The sequence below is a fragment of the Tistrella bauzanensis genome (genome assembly GCF_014636235.1).
GTDB lineage: Bacteria > Pseudomonadota > Alphaproteobacteria > Tistrellales > Tistrellaceae > Tistrella > Tistrella bauzanensis.
Genome location: NZ_BMDZ01000092.1, coordinates 1 through 16,012, shown reverse-complemented (window position 1 = coordinate 16,012; position 16,012 = coordinate 1). Strand labels below are relative to the sequence as shown.

14 protein-coding genes are annotated in these 16,012 nt (G+C 67.6%); 8 read left to right on the top strand and 6 right to left on the bottom strand.

Annotation, left to right across the window (positions count from 1 at the left end; genetic code table 11):
• Window positions 1-172 precede the first annotated feature (172 nt).
• The 3 genes from IEW15_RS22990 to IEW15_RS22980 form a co-directional block, all read right to left on the bottom strand.
• Window positions 173-1,024 (bottom strand): universal stress protein, encoded by an 852-nt coding sequence (locus IEW15_RS22990; protein ID WP_188582427.1) that lies wholly within the window; start codon window positions 1,022-1,024, stop codon window positions 173-175.
• Window positions 1,025-1,035: 11 nt separating this feature from the next.
• Window positions 1,036-2,514 (bottom strand): SulP family inorganic anion transporter, encoded by a 1,479-nt coding sequence (locus tag IEW15_RS22985; protein WP_188582431.1) that lies wholly within the window; start codon window positions 2,512-2,514, stop codon window positions 1,036-1,038.
• A 440-nt stretch (window positions 2,515-2,954) separates the two neighbouring features.
• Entirely contained in the window at window positions 2,955-3,860 is a 906-nt protein-coding gene (locus IEW15_RS22980; protein ID WP_188582425.1) for a LysR substrate-binding domain-containing protein, read from the bottom strand.
• Window positions 3,861-3,940: 80 nt separating this feature from the next.
• On the opposite strand from IEW15_RS22980, the gene IEW15_RS22975 reads away from it, so the two are divergent.
• Window positions 3,941-4,423, top strand: coding sequence for a DMT family transporter (locus IEW15_RS22975; RefSeq protein ID WP_188582423.1), 483 nt, complete (start codon window positions 3,941-3,943; stop codon window positions 4,421-4,423).
• A gap of 212 nt (window positions 4,424-4,635) precedes the next feature.
• Window positions 4,636-5,715, top strand: a complete 1,080-nt coding sequence (locus tag IEW15_RS22970; RefSeq protein ID WP_188582420.1) for a glutamate cyclase domain-containing protein — start codon at window positions 4,636-4,638, stop codon at window positions 5,713-5,715.
• A 7-nt stretch (window positions 5,716-5,722) separates the two neighbouring features.
• Here the strand turns inward: IEW15_RS22970 and IEW15_RS22965 are convergent, their stop codons facing one another.
• Both IEW15_RS22965 and phnF read right to left on the bottom strand, forming a co-directional pair.
• A complete protein-coding gene (locus tag IEW15_RS22965; RefSeq protein WP_188582418.1) occupies window positions 5,723-6,610 on the bottom strand; it encodes a DMT family transporter in 888 nt (295 codons plus the stop codon).
• Between the two features lie 136 nt (window positions 6,611-6,746).
• Window positions 6,747-7,487 carry a phosphonate metabolism transcriptional regulator PhnF gene (gene phnF / locus IEW15_RS22960; RefSeq protein WP_188582416.1) on the bottom strand — a complete coding sequence of 247 codons (741 nt, stop codon included), beginning with the start codon at window positions 7,485-7,487 and terminating at the stop codon, window positions 6,747-6,749.
• Between the two features lie 263 nt (window positions 7,488-7,750).
• Between phnF and IEW15_RS22955 the strand changes: the two genes are divergently transcribed.
• Genes IEW15_RS22955 through IEW15_RS22930 form a run of 6 tightly spaced genes read left to right on the top strand, consistent with a single transcriptional unit; the run spans window position 7,751 to window position 14,930 of the window.
• The gene (locus IEW15_RS22955; protein WP_188582414.1) at window positions 7,751-9,322 is read left to right on the top strand and encodes an ABC transporter substrate-binding protein; all 1,572 of its coding nucleotides are present in this window, start codon (window positions 7,751-7,753) and stop codon (window positions 9,320-9,322) included.
• A complete protein-coding gene (locus IEW15_RS22950; protein WP_229708556.1) occupies window positions 9,319-10,926 on the top strand; it encodes an alkaline phosphatase family protein in 1,608 nt (535 codons plus the stop codon). Before IEW15_RS22955 ends, IEW15_RS22950 begins: the two co-directional genes overlap by 4 nt.
• Window positions 10,923-11,990 carry an ABC transporter ATP-binding protein gene (locus tag IEW15_RS22945; protein ID WP_188582412.1) on the top strand — a complete coding sequence of 356 codons (1,068 nt, stop codon included), beginning with the start codon at window positions 10,923-10,925 and terminating at the stop codon, window positions 11,988-11,990. The genes IEW15_RS22950 and IEW15_RS22945 overlap by 4 nt, the downstream gene beginning before the upstream one ends.
• Before the next feature lie 2 nt (window positions 11,991-11,992).
• Entirely contained in the window at window positions 11,993-13,063 is a 1,071-nt protein-coding gene (locus IEW15_RS22940) for an ABC transporter ATP-binding protein (protein ID WP_322111524.1), read from the top strand.
• Window positions 13,060-14,034, top strand: a complete 975-nt coding sequence (locus IEW15_RS22935) for an ABC transporter permease (RefSeq protein ID WP_188582408.1) — start codon at window positions 13,060-13,062, stop codon at window positions 14,032-14,034. Before IEW15_RS22940 ends, IEW15_RS22935 begins: the two co-directional genes overlap by 4 nt.
• Window positions 14,031-14,930 carry an ABC transporter permease gene (locus tag IEW15_RS22930; protein WP_188582406.1) on the top strand — a complete coding sequence of 300 codons (900 nt, stop codon included), beginning with the start codon at window positions 14,031-14,033 and terminating at the stop codon, window positions 14,928-14,930. The genes IEW15_RS22935 and IEW15_RS22930 overlap by 4 nt, the downstream gene beginning before the upstream one ends.
• Here IEW15_RS22930 and IEW15_RS22925 read toward each other — a convergent pair.
• Window positions 14,838-15,635 (bottom strand): GntR family transcriptional regulator, encoded by a 798-nt coding sequence (locus IEW15_RS22925; protein ID WP_188582404.1) that lies wholly within the window; start codon window positions 15,633-15,635, stop codon window positions 14,838-14,840. The two genes, IEW15_RS22930 and IEW15_RS22925, sit on opposite strands and share 93 nt — an antisense overlap.
• Between the last annotated feature and the right edge of the window lie 377 nt (window positions 15,636-16,012).

Here is a 16,012-nt window from a genome sequence, read left to right as displayed (position 1 = left end):
CCGCGCGAGACCCCCGCCAAGCTCCCAAGCCGTCAGCAGACGGCGTCAAACCATGGGTAGCGGGCATTCGGCAACAGCCTCATGACCCGCCCGAGATAACCGCCAGAGATAGCCGCCGCGACATTATCAGCCCGATGCGCGTCAGACCAGCCGTCACAGACGATCGTCGTCATCACCGGAACAGCATCACCGGCACCAGACAGGATCGCACCATCTCGGCCGTGGTGCTGCCGATGATCAGGGTGCGGATGCGCGAATGGCCATAGGCGCCCATCACCAGCAGGTCGATGCCGTGGGACGCCACATGATCGGCGATCACCGCATCCGCCTCGCCCGCCAGGATGTCGGCGGTGACCGCGTAATCATGCTGGCGCAGGGTCTGGACGGCATTGTCGAAGCGGGCGCGGGCATCGCTGTTGGGGTTGCCCACCATCAGCAGATGGCAATCAAGCCCGGTGAACAGCTTGCCGGCGGCAATGTGGTTCACGGCCTTCATCGCGCTGGTGCCGCCATCGAAGGCGATCAGGAAGCGGTTGACCGGCCGGAAGGCGCGGGCCGCCACCAGCACCGGCCGCCGCGCCGCCCGCACCACCCGTTCCAGGTTCGACCCCAGATGCAGCCGGGCGAAATCGGCGGCCTCGCCACGCTTGCCGATCAGGATCAGGTCGGTATCGGGCTCCACCTCGGCCACCGCCTCGATCAGGTCGCCGCTGCGCAGCCTGGGCGTGACCTCGGCGATGCCGTCAGCCTTCAGCCGCGCCACCGCCTGATCGACCACCGCCCGGCCCAGCTTGCGGGCCACCCGCGCCTTTTTCTCGTCCAGATCCGCCAGTTCGGCCAGCAGGATCTCGCGGGCATCCATCGTCAGGCTGCCGCTCAGATTGGCGCTGCCGCCGGCCTCGCGCCGCCCCAGCACATGCATCACATCGATAGAGGCGCCGGTGCGCGCGGCCACCCAGGCCGCATGGTCGCAAACACTGTCGGCATAGGCCGACCCGTCGATCAGGGCGAGCAGCCTGGTCATGAACATCCTCCTCAATGCCCCATCAGGCGCTCCATGGCGCCGGGCTTATCGTGGATCGCCAGCCGGTCGACGATGGTCTCGCTGGCGGCATTCAGGCCGATGATCTCGACCTCGGTGGCTTCACGCCTGAATTTGAGCACGATCATGTCGAGCGCGGCCACACTTGATATGTCCCAGATATGCGCGCGGCTGACATCGATCACCACCCGGTCCAGCGCCTCGCGCACGTCGAAGGCGGCGGCGAAATCCTCGGCGGAGGCAAAGAACACCTGGCCTTCGACCACATAGGTGCGGGTGGCGCCGTCATCGGACAGGGTCGAGGTCACCCGGAACAGTTGCGCGATCTTCCAGGCGAAGAAGATGCCCGACAGCAGAACCCCGATCAGCACCCCGATCGCGAGATTATGGGTGGCCACCACCGTGATCACGGTCGCCAGCATCACGATGCTGGAGCTTCGCGGATGGCTGCGCAGATGGCCGATCGAGGCCCAACTGAAGGTGCCGATCGACACCATGATCATGATCGCGACCAGCGCCGCCATCGGGATCAGCCGCACCCAGTCGCCCAGCACCACGATCAGGAACAGCAGGAAAACACCCGCGCAGAAGCAGGACAGCCGGCCCCGGCCGCCGGATTTCACGTTGATCACCGACTGGCCGATCATGGCGCAGCCGGCCATGCCGCCCATGAAGCCGGTGACCGTGTTGGCCAGGCCCTGGCCGATGCATTCGCGGTTGCGATCGCTGCGGGTGTCGGTCAACTCGTCGACAATGGTGGCGGTCATCAGGCTTTCGAGCAACCCCACCGCCGCCACCGCCGCCGAATAGGGCAGGATGATCAGCAGGGTCTCCATGGTCAGCGGAATGTCGGGCAGCAGGAACACCGGCAGGGTCGAGGGCAGCTCGCCCATATCGCCCACAGTGCGCAGATCCAGCCCCAGAGCCAGCGACACCGCGGTCAGCACCAGAATGCAGATCAACGGCGACGGCACCGCCCGGGTCAGGCGCGGGAACAGATAGATGATCGCCAGCCCCGCCGCGACCATCACATAAGTCAGATGCGGCACGCCGATCAACTCAGGCAGTTGCGCCATGAAAATCAGGATCGCGAGCGCGTTGACGAAACCGGTCATCACCGATTTCGACACGAAGCGCATCACATAACCCAGCTTCAGCAGCCCGGCCACGATCTGGATCAGCCCGGCAAGCACGGTGGCCGCCAGCAGATATTGCAGGCCATGATCGCGGACCAGCGTCACCATCAGCACGGCGGTCGCGGCGGTCGCGGCCGAAATCATCCCCGGCCGGCCGCCGGCAATGGCGGTGATCACCGCGATCGAGAACGAGGCATAGAGCCCGATCTTGGGATCGACCCCGGCGATGATCGAGAACGCGATCGCCTCAGGGATCAACGCCAGGGCGACGACGAGGCCCGACAGAACATCGCCACGGATGTTGCCGAGCCATTCGGACCGGGTCCGACGGAACAGGGTGGTGGACAAGCACAGGATCTCCGGACGAGCCCCGATCAGCACACGCCACCCGCGCACCCGACCTGGCAGGCCGGCGGCGGCATCAACAGCGGATGATCGGGTAAATTTTTCTGGGCCGCGGGGGATGAAGACAGACGGTCTGCGGGCATGACGACCGACAGGCGACACCGGGCTTGAGACAGCGGGGCGGAACCGGTCAGGGGATCAGTCATGCGGCGACGGTCGGGATCTACATCGGCTTGGGTCGCACTTTCTGGCGAGGATCGGCGGTCAGCGGCGATGCTGCAATGCAGCAGGCCTATCGATACCGCCAGACGGGCGGGGATGCAAGCCTTCAGCGCCGGGGTGGGTGGTCAGCGCCGCCGCACACAGGGGGAAAGCGACCGCGAGACGTCTGGAGAAGCGGGCCGGCGCCGAGGGGGCTGCATGTCTGACACCTACAAAGACTTTGACATGCCCACGACAGCCGTGCGCAGCCACAGATGCGCGGGATTGCCGCCGCGCCGTTCGTGCCAGATCTGAACAAAGGGAAATGGCGGTATTGAAAACGGCGGTTCGAAAACAACGAAGGCCGGGTCGCGTTCATAGAGCGCAAGGGCTTTCCGTGCAACGGTCAGCACGAGATCCGTTCCGTAGATCAACCGTGACGCGTTTCCCCAATGTGGCAGCGTGACGGCAATGCGGCGTGCATGGCCGATGGCGCGCAAGGCCGTGTCGATTTCGGTGTCCGCACCGTCCTTCATGGCAACCAGGACATGGGGCCGCAGAAGATAGGCCTCCATATCGAGGCGGTCTTGGCCCGCCATTCCCTCCCAGCCCGCAAGGCACACGAAGCGCTCGACGAAAAGCTGTTCGGCTTCCACCCGTTCCGGACGATCGGGAAAGACGCCCAAGGCAAGATCGCACTCCCCTTCCATAACCTGCCCAAGCATGGCTTCCCGGCTTGATTGGGTTATCACCAGGTCAATCCCCGGCGCCGCGAGGCGGAGCATTTTCAGCAGACCCGGGAGGATCACGGCAGAGCCGTAATCCGACATCGCCAGGCGGAACGTGCGTTTCTCCCTCGCAGGATCGAAGCCCCCCGGCCCCACAACCTCCCGCACCAGTCGCAAGGCTTCGTTCAGGGCCGGAACAATCTCAAGCGCCTTTGCGCTCGGCACGAGGCCCCCGTCTCGGCGTATCAGCAAGGGGTCATCGAACAGATGTCGCAGACGCCCGAGCGCGTGACTGACCGCTGGCTGGCTCATGTTCAGTCGGACGGCCGTGCGCAACACATGCCGCTCGACCAGCAGAGCGTCGAGGACCACCAGAAGGTTAAGGTCGATGCCGCGTAGGGTATTCACGTCATGGATATAAGAGATATTATATCGGAATTTTCATCGATAAACAAAATAGTGCATCTGGTGAACATCGGAGGTTCACCATGCAAACCAACGCACTGCTCCTTATCCTCGCCGCGATCGCCGTCGGTGCGGTTGTCCCGTTTCAGGCCGGGGCCAATGCGGCACTTGGACGGGCTCTCGGCCACCCTCTTTGGGGGACGCTCGTTTCCCTTTGCGTCAGCTTCGCCTGCATCCTGCCCATCATGGCGCTGGCCAAGGTGGGGGCGCCGACCCTGTCCAATCTGGCGCAGGCGCCCCGCTGGATATGGATCGGCGGTATCGTCGGCGTCGCCTATATCACCGGCGCGCTCATGCTTGCGCCAAAACTCGGCGCCGCCGGCTTCATCATGGCGGTGATCGCCGGGCAAATGCTGGCGTCGATCATCATCGATCAGTGGGGCCTCGTCGGCCTGCCTCGAAAGCCCGTCTCGTTGTTCCGCCTGGCCGGTGTCGGCCTGATCTTCCTCGGGCTGATCGTCATGCAGTTTCAGGCCCTTGGCGCGAAGCCAACCATTGGATCGTAAAGAGCCGGAAGCCCGCGGCGATATTTCAGGAAAGATCACCCGTGAAACTGCTTCACATCGACTCCAGCATTCTCGGTCAGCAATCCGTGAGCCGCATGCTGTCCGGCGCTGGCGGGCTGACAGTCGCTCACAGGGATATATTGTCCAATATGTCAATTTAAATAAGATCTGGCCGTATATCTTCTCAAGGAGGCATCCAGAGGAGATCCGATATGGCCAATGGTTACTTCCAGTACATGAACTATTTTCCTGAGCCCGCCGTTCTTCAGAACCGGCTGGGGCACCTGCTCGATACTCTGATGACGCTGGATCTGAACCTTGTCGGCAAGATCACGCGGCTTCATGACGCGGCGGCACAGGCGGCAGGCGGCGCATCCCTGACCGTGCCGGCGGCGGCGGCCCTGCTCGGGCGGCTGCGGTCGGGCGATCATGTCGTGTTCGTCACCGGCTGCGCGGTCCGGCCCGGTCTGGTGCCCTGGCTGGGGGAGCCGGACGGCCCCTGCGGGGTCGCGGCCCTGGCGCGGGCGCTGTATCTGGCGACCGGCGCCATATCGACCGTGGTCATCTCAACGCCGCTCGCCCCCCAGGCGCAGGCGGCCCTGCGCAGCGCCGGCGCCACGGTGGTCGATCAGGCGATGCTGGATGCCGTGGCCGCCCAGCCACGGGTGACCTTCTGTGCGACGGTGCAGCCGTTTTCGCCCGACACCGATCATGGCCCGGCGATGACCGCGTTGATCGACCGCCTGCGCCCGGCGGCGGTGCTGTCGGTGGAACATCTGGGGCGGGCTTCCGACGGACAGGCCTATTTCTCGACCGGCGTGCCGTTTCCCGGCGACGTCCTGCGCTCGGACCCGCTGTTCGGGCGGGCGGCGGAACAGGGCGCGCTGCTGCTGAGCTGCCTCGACAACGCCAACGAGGCCGGAACCGCGGCCCTGCACGACCCGGCGCATGATCACTTCCCGCCCATCGCCCGCGCCTTCGATCATGTCCTGCCCGGCACCACCGCCAACTGGGCGGCCTATGCGCTGACGGCGGCCCTGGCCGCGCTCGCCGGACGGCCCGATGCCACGGTCGATGGCCGGTTCGACATGGACGGGGTCACCGCCACCCTCGCCGCCGGCGCCATCGACCCCTTCGGCGGCTTCGCCGACCGGCATGCCGGCACCGACACGATCGAGGGGCACTATCACGGGCTGGTCGTCGACCTGATGGCGCGCGCGGCCCATGGCTTCATCGACGCCCGCCGCTTCACCGACAGCCGGTTCACCGACAGCCGGGGCGCCGATACCTGACCCGCCGTCACCGCCGCCGTGGCATCCGCGCCGGCCATGGCAGATGCGGCACCACCAGCGCCAGAACCACCAGGCCGATCCCGGCCACGGCCCGTGGTTCCGGCGCCTCGCCAAAGGCGATCGCGGCAATGGCCAGCGCGAAAATCGGCTTCAGGCATTCAACCGGCGCGGCATTGGCCAGCGGCGCCAGACGATAGGCCACCGCCGCCAGCCCGACCGCCAGAAACGTCACCACCCCGGCCGCCAGCGGCAGGGCCACCGCCACCGCCTGTGGCCCCGACAGCGCCGGCCAGGATGTGACGCACATCATCACGGCCGAGGCCATGCCGACATGGGCCAGCGACACCATGGTGGACGCGGTGCTCATCGCCGCGCGCCCCATGGCGCGGGTGGTCAGCACCATCAACACCGTCGAGACGAAGCTGACGCCAAGGGCTGCGACGGCGATACCGGCATCGTCGCCATCCGGCAGCGACGGCATCAGGCCAAGGATGGTGCCACCCAGCGCCAGCAGGCCCGCCATCCGCCGCGCGGGCGGCAAGGGTTCGGCGAAGATCACCGCGCCGATCGCCGCCGCCGTCAACGGCGCCGCCAGATTGACCGCATAGACCACGCCCAGATCGAGCCGGGCCACGGCGGCGAAGGTGCCGAAGATCGATCCGAAGCAGAACACCGCCCGCGCCAGCACCAGCGGCTGGGCGAAGCTCCGCCGCAATGATGGCCAGAGGGCGGCGGCGATCCACACCAGCACGGACGGCAGGCCCAGCCCCACCCCCATGATCACCAGTGTGCCGGCATCGGCGACCCTGACCAGGGCGCCGCTGGCGGCGACGAGCAGCGCCGACATGGCCATCGCCATCTCGGCCGTGGATGTCGCGGTTGGATGAAAACGCATGACAGTTCCTGTCACCATTCATGTCGGAATGATGACAGTCTGCGCGCGCGCCGCGTGATATCGGAGCCGACATTCGCGGATATATCACAATGGTGCCGGCTCAGATGGGGGTGCCGGCCCAGATCGGGGTGCCGGCTCAGATCAACTGCATATCGTCGCCCACGAAGAGTTGCACCCGATCGGCCGCGAAGCGGGCGATGGTATAGTCGACCGGTATGCCCGCCGCATCGACCTTCACCGTCTCGGCGATCAGGATCGGCTGGGTCAGCGCCTGCTGAAGATGGCGGGCCTCGTCGTCGCCGGGCAGGCGCGCGGTGATCCGGGTCGCCCGCCGGGTGATCTCGCCCAGGGCGAAGCGGTCATAGACATCGCTGATACAGTCGAAGCCTGACACCATCCGCGCGGCATCGGGCAGGCGCGCGGCCGGCAGATGGTGGCGGGTCAGTGAAATCGGCACCGTGTCGGCGAAGCCCAGGGTCTCGAAGAACACGACGCCCATGCCCGGATCGATCGACAACCATTCGGCGATCTCGATGCTCGCCGGAATTTCGGCGGCACGGATGATCCGGGCCGTGGGCCGCAGGTTCTGCTTCAGCAGATTGGTGCCGAACCGGCTGCTGCGGCCGATTTCATACAGCACCGGATGTTCCTGCACAAAGGCGCCGCGCCCCTTCTCGATCCGGATCAGCCCCTTGCGCTGCAATTCGGCCAGGGCCCGGCGCAGGGTGCCCCGGTTCACCCCGAACATCTGCGACAGGGCATTCTCCGACGGCAGCCGCTCGCCCGGCTTCAGGCTTCGCCGTTCGATCTCGCGCATCAGGCTCAGCTCGATCTGGCGCCAGCGCGGCACGGTGTCGTCGGCATCGTGGCGATACATCAGCTCCGGATTCCTTCCTCTCGACCGCGCCCCGCAGCACCCACCGCTGGCGCCAATATCGGCGTCGGCGGAAAACACGGCCGGTGGTCATCAAACTTACATCGTTCGCCGACATACTCCGCATCACATCCTGATCACATGTCTATACAGGCCATCCAACAGCCGCAAGACGAAAAATCACCAGACATCGGCACCACAGGTCGAGCACCCCCGAATGCGGCGGGGCTCTGGGAACGACGCCCATGAACATTGGAGAGCGGTTCATGACACTGTCCCGACGGACATATCTCAAGGGCATGAGCGCCGCCATGGCGGCCGGCCTGGTGACCACCCCGTTCGCGGGCGTGTCCCGCGCCGCCGCCGCCGGCGGCCGGCTGGTGATCGCGGTGCAGGACAATCCGCCGCAGCTCGACCCGCTGCGCCTGACGACCAATGTGGCGTTCCGGGTGCTTGAGAATATCTATGACCGGCCGCTGGGACAGAGCGCCGACGCATCGGGCGTCGCCCGCGCGGGGCTGGCCGAACAGGCCCGGCGCATCGACCCGACCACCTTCGAGATCACGCTGCGCGAGGGTGTGGTCTTCCACGACGGCAGCCCGCTTTCCGCCGAGGATGTCGCCTTCACCTTCGGCCCCGCGCGCATGAACACCGATGGCGCGCCCGGTGCCGCCATCGGCCGGCAGTTCTTCGGCGTGCTCGACCGGGTGGAGGCGGTCGACGACCGCCGGGTGCGGTTCGTGACCCGCGCGCCCGACCCGCTGTTCGAGGCGCGCCTGTCGGGCTGGGCCGCGCAGGTCATCAGCCGGCGGGCGTTCCAGGCGATGGACGGCGACTGGGACCGCTGGGCGCTTTCCCCTGTCGGCACCGGCCCCTACAAGGTCGCGGAGGTGCGCACCGGCAGCCTGATCCGCCTGAAAGCCCATGACGCCTATTGGGGCGGCCGGCCGGCCTTTGACGAGATCGAGTTCCGGGTGGTGCCCGAGGCGTCGGCGCGGGTGAACGGCCTTGCCGCCGGCGACTGGCGGCTGGCGACCGAGCTTGGCACTGATCAGATCCCGCTGGTGGAACGCCGTGGCGGGCTTGAGGTCACCGGCGGCCCGATCGCCAACACCCGGGTGCTGAATTACGGCACCCGCGCCGGCGGTCCGCTGGCCGATGTCAGGGTGCGCCGCGCGCTCGGTATGGCCATCGACCGCAAACTGATCGTGGACCAGTTGTTCGCCGGCCGGGTCGACGTGCCCAAGGGCTATCAGTGGCCGGCCTATGGCGGGATGTTCGTGGCCGACGCCGCGGCCCCCGCCTATGCGCCGGAAGAGGCCCGGCGGCTGCTGAAAGAGGCGGGCTATGACGGCGCGCCCATCCCCTATCGCACTCAGGTGAATTATTACACCGCCGAATTGCAGACCGCCCAGGTTCTGGTCGAGATGTGGCGCGCGGTGGGGCTGACGGTCGACCTCAACATCGTCGAGAACTGGAATCAGGTCTTCGCCAAGCCCGCGAACGCGATCTTCAACGGCTCGATCAACATGGTGCTGCCCGATGTCATGGGGTCGCTGTGGCCGCTTTATGGCCCGAACGGCTTCATCCAGCGCCAGGTCGGCGCCTGGCAGAACGACGAATTCGACGCACTTGGCGCCGAGCTTGCCACATTGATGGACCATGACGCCCGTCTGGCCGCGCATCGCCGGGTACTCGACCTCTTCGGTCATGACGATCCGCCGGGCACGGTGCTGCATTCAAGCGGCATCTTCTATGGCAAGGACAAGGCGCTCGACTGGCGGGCATCCGGCACGCCCGCCATGTATTTCGGCCCGGCCACGGGCGGGCGCGCATGACCGGCGCCACGGGCGGCATGGGTCCGCGCAACATGCAGCGGCCAGATAAGGGGCGGTCAGATGAGGGGCTGGCCAACGTGCTGCTCGTCGTGGTCGACCAGTGGCGCGGCGACTGGATGCCGGCGGATGGTGGTGGCCCAAAGCCGCCGCGTCTGCCGGCGCTGGAACGGCTGATGCGCGAGGGCACCACCTTCCGCCGCCACTATGCCCAGGCGACGCCCTGCGGCCCGTCGCGCGCGTCGCTGCTGACCGGCATGTATGCCATGAACCACCGGGTGGTGCAGAACCGGGTGCCGATGGCCGGCCACATCACCAATCTGGGCCAGGAGGTCCGCCGCGCCGGCCACATGCCGGCGCTGGTGGGCTACACCTCGTGGATGCCCGATCCGCGCGTGACCCCGGCGGGCGATCCGCGCTATCGCATGCTGGGCGCCAACATGCCCGGCTGGACGGTGCTGGCCAGCCTTGAGGAGCCTGATTTCGAGCAGTATTTCGGCCATCTGCGCCGCAATGGCGTGGATCTGCCCGAAGACCCGTTCGACATCTGGCGGCCGACGGACGGCATCGCGTCGCAGCCCGCGGCCGCCGTGCCGCGACGGCTGTCCGATACCGCCTGGGCGACCGATGCGGCACTCGACCACATCGCCGGTCGCCGCCGGCAGCCCTGGTTCCTGCATCTGGGCTATTGGCGGCCGCATCCGCCGTTTCTGGCGCCCGAACCCTATGACCGGCTGCACGCGCCCGACCGCCTGCCGGCGCCGGTCGCCCGGGATGCCGGCGGTGGCCACGCCCATCCCTATCAGAAATGGCTGGCCGCCACGACACGGGCCTGCGATTTCGTTCAGGGCGCACCCGGGCTTGCCGCCGACCTCGACGACGCGGCGGTGATGCGGCTGCGCGGCCAGTATGCCGGGCTGATGACCGAGATCGACGACCATCTTGGCCGGGTGCTCGACCATCTGGACCGGACCGGCGAGATCGACCGCACGCTGATCGTGTTCACCAGCGATCATGGCGAGATGCTGGGCGACCACCGGCTGTTCGGCAAGCTGACCCATCACGATGCCGCCTTTCACGTGCCCCTGGTGGTGCGCGATCCACGCGCGCCGGGCGATGCGCGCGGCCGGGTGGTCGATGCCTTCACCGAAAGCGTCGATGTGATGCCAACCATCCTCGACTGGCTGGATCTGCCGGTGCCCATGCAATGCGACGGCGCGAGCCTGCTGGCATTCTGCCGGGGCGGGACCGTGGCGGGCTGGCGCGATGCCGCCCATTTCGAATTCGACTTCAGCGATCCGGTGACCTCTGCGGCGGAACGGGCACTCGGTCTGTCGTCGGATCTGTGCGGTCTGGCGGTGCTGCGCGGCCAGCGGTTCAAATATGTCCATTTCGCCGGGCTGCCGCCGCTGCTGTTCGACATGGTGGCCGATCCGCATGAACGCCGCGACCTGGCCGGCGATCCCGACCACGCGGCGGTGGCGCTGGATTGCGCGCAACGCCTGCTGTCGTGGCGCCTCGCCCATGCCGATCGCAGCCTCACCCGCTATCGCGGCAGTCCCGATGGCCTCACCATCGACGGCCGCCTCATCGGAACCGGCTCATGACCGACCCTCTTCTCAGCCTTGAAGGCTTCACCGTTATCTTCGGCGATACGGGCGGTGCCGCACCCGCCGTCGCCGGCATCGACCTCGCGGTCGGGCGCGGCGAAACGCTCGGCATCGTCGGCGAAAGCGGCAGCGGCAAAAGCGTCACCTGGCTGGCGGCACTGGGCCTGCTTGGTGCCAACGCGCGGACCGGCGGCCGGGTCCGCCTCGACGGCCGCGATGTCAGCCGGCTCGATCCCGCCGCCGCCGCCTCGATCCGGGGCCGACGCATCGCGATGATCTTTCAGGATCCGATGAGCGCGCTCAACCCCGTGCTCAGCATCGGCCGCCAGATCCGCGAAGTGCTGGCCCTGCATCGCGGCCTGCGCGGCCGGCCAGCGCGCGACGAGGCCTGCCGCCTGCTCGACCGGGTGGGCATCGCCACCCCGGCGGCGCGGCTCGGCGCCTATCCGCATGAGTTGTCGGGCGGCATGTGTCAACGGGTGATGATCGCCATGGCGCTGGCCGGCGAACCCGACCTGCTGATCGCCGATGAACCCACAACCGCGCTCGACGCCACCATTCAGGCCCAGATCCTGGATCTGCTGGCGGATCTGCGCGACGAACGCGGCATGTCGCTGGTGTTGATCAGCCATGACCTTGGCGTGGTCGCCGATCTGGCCGACCGGATCGCGGTGATGTATTGCGGCCGGGTGGTTGAAACCGCGCCCACCGATGCCCTCTTCCGGCACCAGCGCCACCCCTATACCGCCGGGCTGATGGCCGCGGTGCCCCGGCTGCATGGCCCGCGCCGGCGGCTGGTAGCCATTCCCGGCCAGATACCGGCGGCGGGGGCGGCCGGCGCCGGGGCCGCCCGGCGGGGTTGTGTCTTCGCGCCGCGCTGCGCCCAGGCCGACGCCATCGCCGGATGCGCCGACAGCATGCCGCCGCTGGCCCCCCTCGCCGCCGATACCCTCGCCGCCGATACCCTCGCCGCCGACAGGCTCCATCAGGTCGCCTGCTTCAAGGCAACCGCCCTCCCCCATAGCCACCGCCAGCCGATGCTGTGGGAGATGGCCGGATGACCATCGACGCTCCCTTCGTGGCCGTCGACGACCTCGCCTGCCATTTCCGCGGCCGCGCGACCGGCCTGCCGCTGCCGTTTCTGCGGCGCCCGGCGCCGACGGTGGCGCCGGTCGACGGGGTCAGTTTCCAGATCCCGCGCGGCGGCACGCTGGGCCTTGTCGGTGAAAGCGGCTGCGGCAAGTCGACCACCGCGCGCGCGGTGCTGGGCCTGACCCCGATCACCCGTGGCCGGGTCACCGTCGACGGCCAGCCGGTGCCGCGCCGGCGCGATGCCGCATGGCGCCATGCGCGGCGCCGGATGCAGATGGTCTATCAGGACACGCTGGGCGCGCTGGACCCGCGCCTGCCGGTTCTGGCCCAGCTTCGCGAACCGCTCGACATCCACCGGATCGGCGACAGCCGCGACCGCGACGACCGGGCGCTCACCCTGCTGCGCGAGGTGGGGCTGGACGGCGCCGTCGCCCGCCGCCGGCCGCAGGAACTCTCGGGCGGTCAGCGCCAGCGCGTGGTGCTGGCGCGGGCGCTGATCCTGGATCCGGCGTTTCTGGTCTGCGACGAGCCAGTCTCGGCGCTGGATGTCTCGGTGCAGGCGCAGGTGTTGAACCTGCTCGACGATCTGCGCCAGATGCGCGGGCTGACCACGCTGTTCATCAGCCACGATCTGAAGGTGGTGCGTCAGGTGTCGGACCGGGTGGCGGTGATGTATCTGGGCCGGATCGTCGAACAGGGGCCGGTCGACATGGTGCTGCACCAGCCTTTGCACCCCTATAGCCGGGCGCTGGTCGCATCGGTGGCGGGCCGGCGCGATACGGCCGGCCTTGCCACCGGCCGGGTGCGGCTGGCCGGCGATCCGCCCGATCCGGCACGCCGGCCCCAGGGCTGCGCCTTCCATCCCCGTTGCCCGCTGACGACCGGTCTGTGCCGGACCACCCCGCCGCCGATGCGCCCGGCGGGCGCCGACCGCATGGTCGCCTGCCATCAGGTCGCGGAGACCGGAAGCGCCGCCGCCGCCGCCTTCATCCCCGGTGACCGCGACATCCGGCCGCTGGCCGCATCCGGAGGTGGGCGATGACGGGGTTCGTGGTCTCACGCCTGCTCAGGGCCGCGCTCACCCTGTTGCTGATTGTCAGCCTCGCCTTCGTCGTGCTCAGGGCCTCGGGCGATCCGGCGCTGCTGATCTTGTCGGTCGATGCACCGGCCGAGGCGATCGAGGCGTTCCGCAAGGCCTGGGGCCTGGACCAGCCGCTGTGGCTGCAATACCTGCACTATCTGCGCGCGGTGGCGACCGGCGATCTCGGCCAGTCGATGCTCGACGGCCGGCCGGCGGTGGATGTGGTGTTCGAACGCATCCCGGCGACGCTGATGATCACCGTGCCGGCGCTGGTGATGAAGCTGGCGATCGGCCTGCCGGCCGGCATCCATGCGGCGCTGCACCGCGATGCCGCCGGCGACCGGGTGACCATGGCGGCGGCGATGATCGGCCATGCGATGCCAAGCTTCGTCTTCGCCCTGCTGCTGGTGCTGGTGTTCTCGGTGGAACTGGGCTGGCTGCCCTCGGCCGGATCGGGGGCGGGGTCTGGAGCCGGGTTGGAGGATTGGCGCCATGCGGTGATGCCGGTCGTCACTCTTGGCGTTGCCGGCGCCGCGGCGGTGGCGCGGTTCAGCCGCTCGGCGATGATCGAGGTGCTGGGCCGGCCCTATATCCGCACCGCATCGGCCAAGGGTCTGGTCTGGCGGCGGGTGGTGCGCGATCACGCCCTGCCCAATGCCGCGATCCCCACCGTCACCCTGCTGGGCTTCCTGCTGGGCGGGTTGATCGCGGGGGCGGTGGTGGTGGAAACCGTGTTTGCCTGGCCCGGCATCGGGCGGTTGATGGTAACGGCGGTCGCGAACCGCGATCTGGCCGTGGTCCAGACCATCCTGCTGCTGGCCGGCGCCACCATGGTTGCCGCCAATCTCGCGATCGATCTGGCCTATGGCTGGCTCGATCCGCGCATCCGCCGCGCCGGCGGCGCCGGCAGCCTGATCGAGGATCCGTCATGACCACTGCCCCTGATCTGCCCGCGCGCGCCGGCATCGCCCCCACCGTTCGGCGTCGGCGGCGGTGGCCGCGATTGAAGGCCGGGCGCCTGCTGCTCTGGTTCTCGGCGGGCTGGCTGGCGCTGATGCTGGTGGCGGCGCTGGGCGCCGGTTATCTGGCGCCCTATGCCTATGACGCGCTCGACCTGCGCCAGCGGCTGGCGCCGCCGGCGGGCCTGGGCGGCGGCATGCTCCATCCGCTCGGCACCGACGATCTGGGCCGCGACATGCTCTCGCGGCTTCTGGTCTCGATCCGGATCAGCCTGACCATCGCCTTCGCCTCGACGGCGATCGCCATGGTGATCGGCACGACCGCTGGCTTTCTGGCGGCGCATTTCCGCGGCTGGATCGAACAGGCGCTGTTGGTTCTGATCGACCTGCAGGCGGCGATCCCGTTCATGATCTTCGCGCTGGCGGTGCTCGCCTTCTTCGGCAACGACCTGCTGCTGTTCGTGGTGCTGATGGGCTTCCATGGCTGGGAGAAAATCGCCCGCATCGCGCGCGGACTGGCGCTTTCAGCCGGGGGCCAGGGTTATGTCGCGGCGGCGGGCGACCTGGGCGCCGGACCGGTCCGGATCTATCTGCGCCATGTGCTGCCCAACATGGCGGGCACGTTGATCGTGTCGGCCACGCTCAACTTTCCCGAAATCATGCTGATCGAAAGCGGGTTGTCGTTTCTGGGGCTCGGCGTGCAGCCGCCGCTGGCCAGCCTTGGCAACATGGTGGGCTATGGCCGTGATTATCTGGAAGTCGCGCCCTGGATTCCGCTACTTCCCGCACTGGTCATCGTAACGACCGCGCTCGCGGTCGGCCTTCTGGGAGATCTGCTGCGCGACCGGCTGGATGCGCCCCTCGCCTGACCTGCGATCGGCGTGCCCGCGATCGACGTGCCCACCATCGGCGTGCCCACCGTCGACGTGCCCGGCATCGACGCGATAGGCGCGCAGGATGCGGCGGCTGATCAGCGCCGGCAGCCGCTCGGCAAAGCCGGCGTAATAATCCTCGATCACCACCGACCGGTGGGCGCCGGTCGCAGGCGGCACCGCCTCGATCGCGGCGGCAAAGTGCTGCATCGCGTCGACCGCGGCGTCATCCTCGCCGTCCAGCACCCGCAACAGATGCAGATGCCCCTGGATCGCCCGCAGGATCAGCCCCGCCTGAAGACCCACGACCGGGGTGAGCAGGCCATCGAGCGCCGCTTCCATCCGGGCGACCGCGGCATGACCGGGGTCGGTCTCGGTGGGGGGCGGAATGATCAGCGCGTCGCCGCGCAGGCGGTTGCGCAGGGTGAACTCCACCAGCGCCTGTTCGGTCCTGAGGAAACCCAGCAGATCGGCTTCCCGGATGTCGTTGGTGAAGAAGCCGCGGCTCGGCACCAGTTGCACCATGCCCTCGGCCCACAGCCGGAACAGGGCTTCCCGGACCGGCGTGTTGCTGACCCGCGCGGTGTCGGCGATATCGGTGATCGAGAGCTTCTGATTGGGCACCACTGGATCACGAATGAGCCAGTTGCACAACCTTAGGTAGATCCCCTGGGGGTCGGTATCGTGAGGGCTGTCGCTCATGGTGTTTTCAATCGTGGACAAGGGGGCGAGCGAGCCGGTCGGCACTCGTCGGACTCTCCGAGAATGCAACTATAAGACGCATCTCGGTATCACGAACGATATCTTTGTATGCTGACCCATCGCTTAAGGATAGACGTTTCCATTCAGAGATATATCTGTCAATGACGTAAATATGACAAATCCGAACATTTTTAAATAAAAAGCGCGATACCATGACTATACTCCAAATACCGAATGCAACTCGGAATTTTCATTATTTCAGTCGAATTACAGTTTTATGAATATATCCGGCAATATGAGCCTGTTGCAGAATGGGCTCCAACCCTGTCGATGTCCGCTTGCCCCCGCGCTGCGGGGCTGATTCCCTCGGGTGAGGT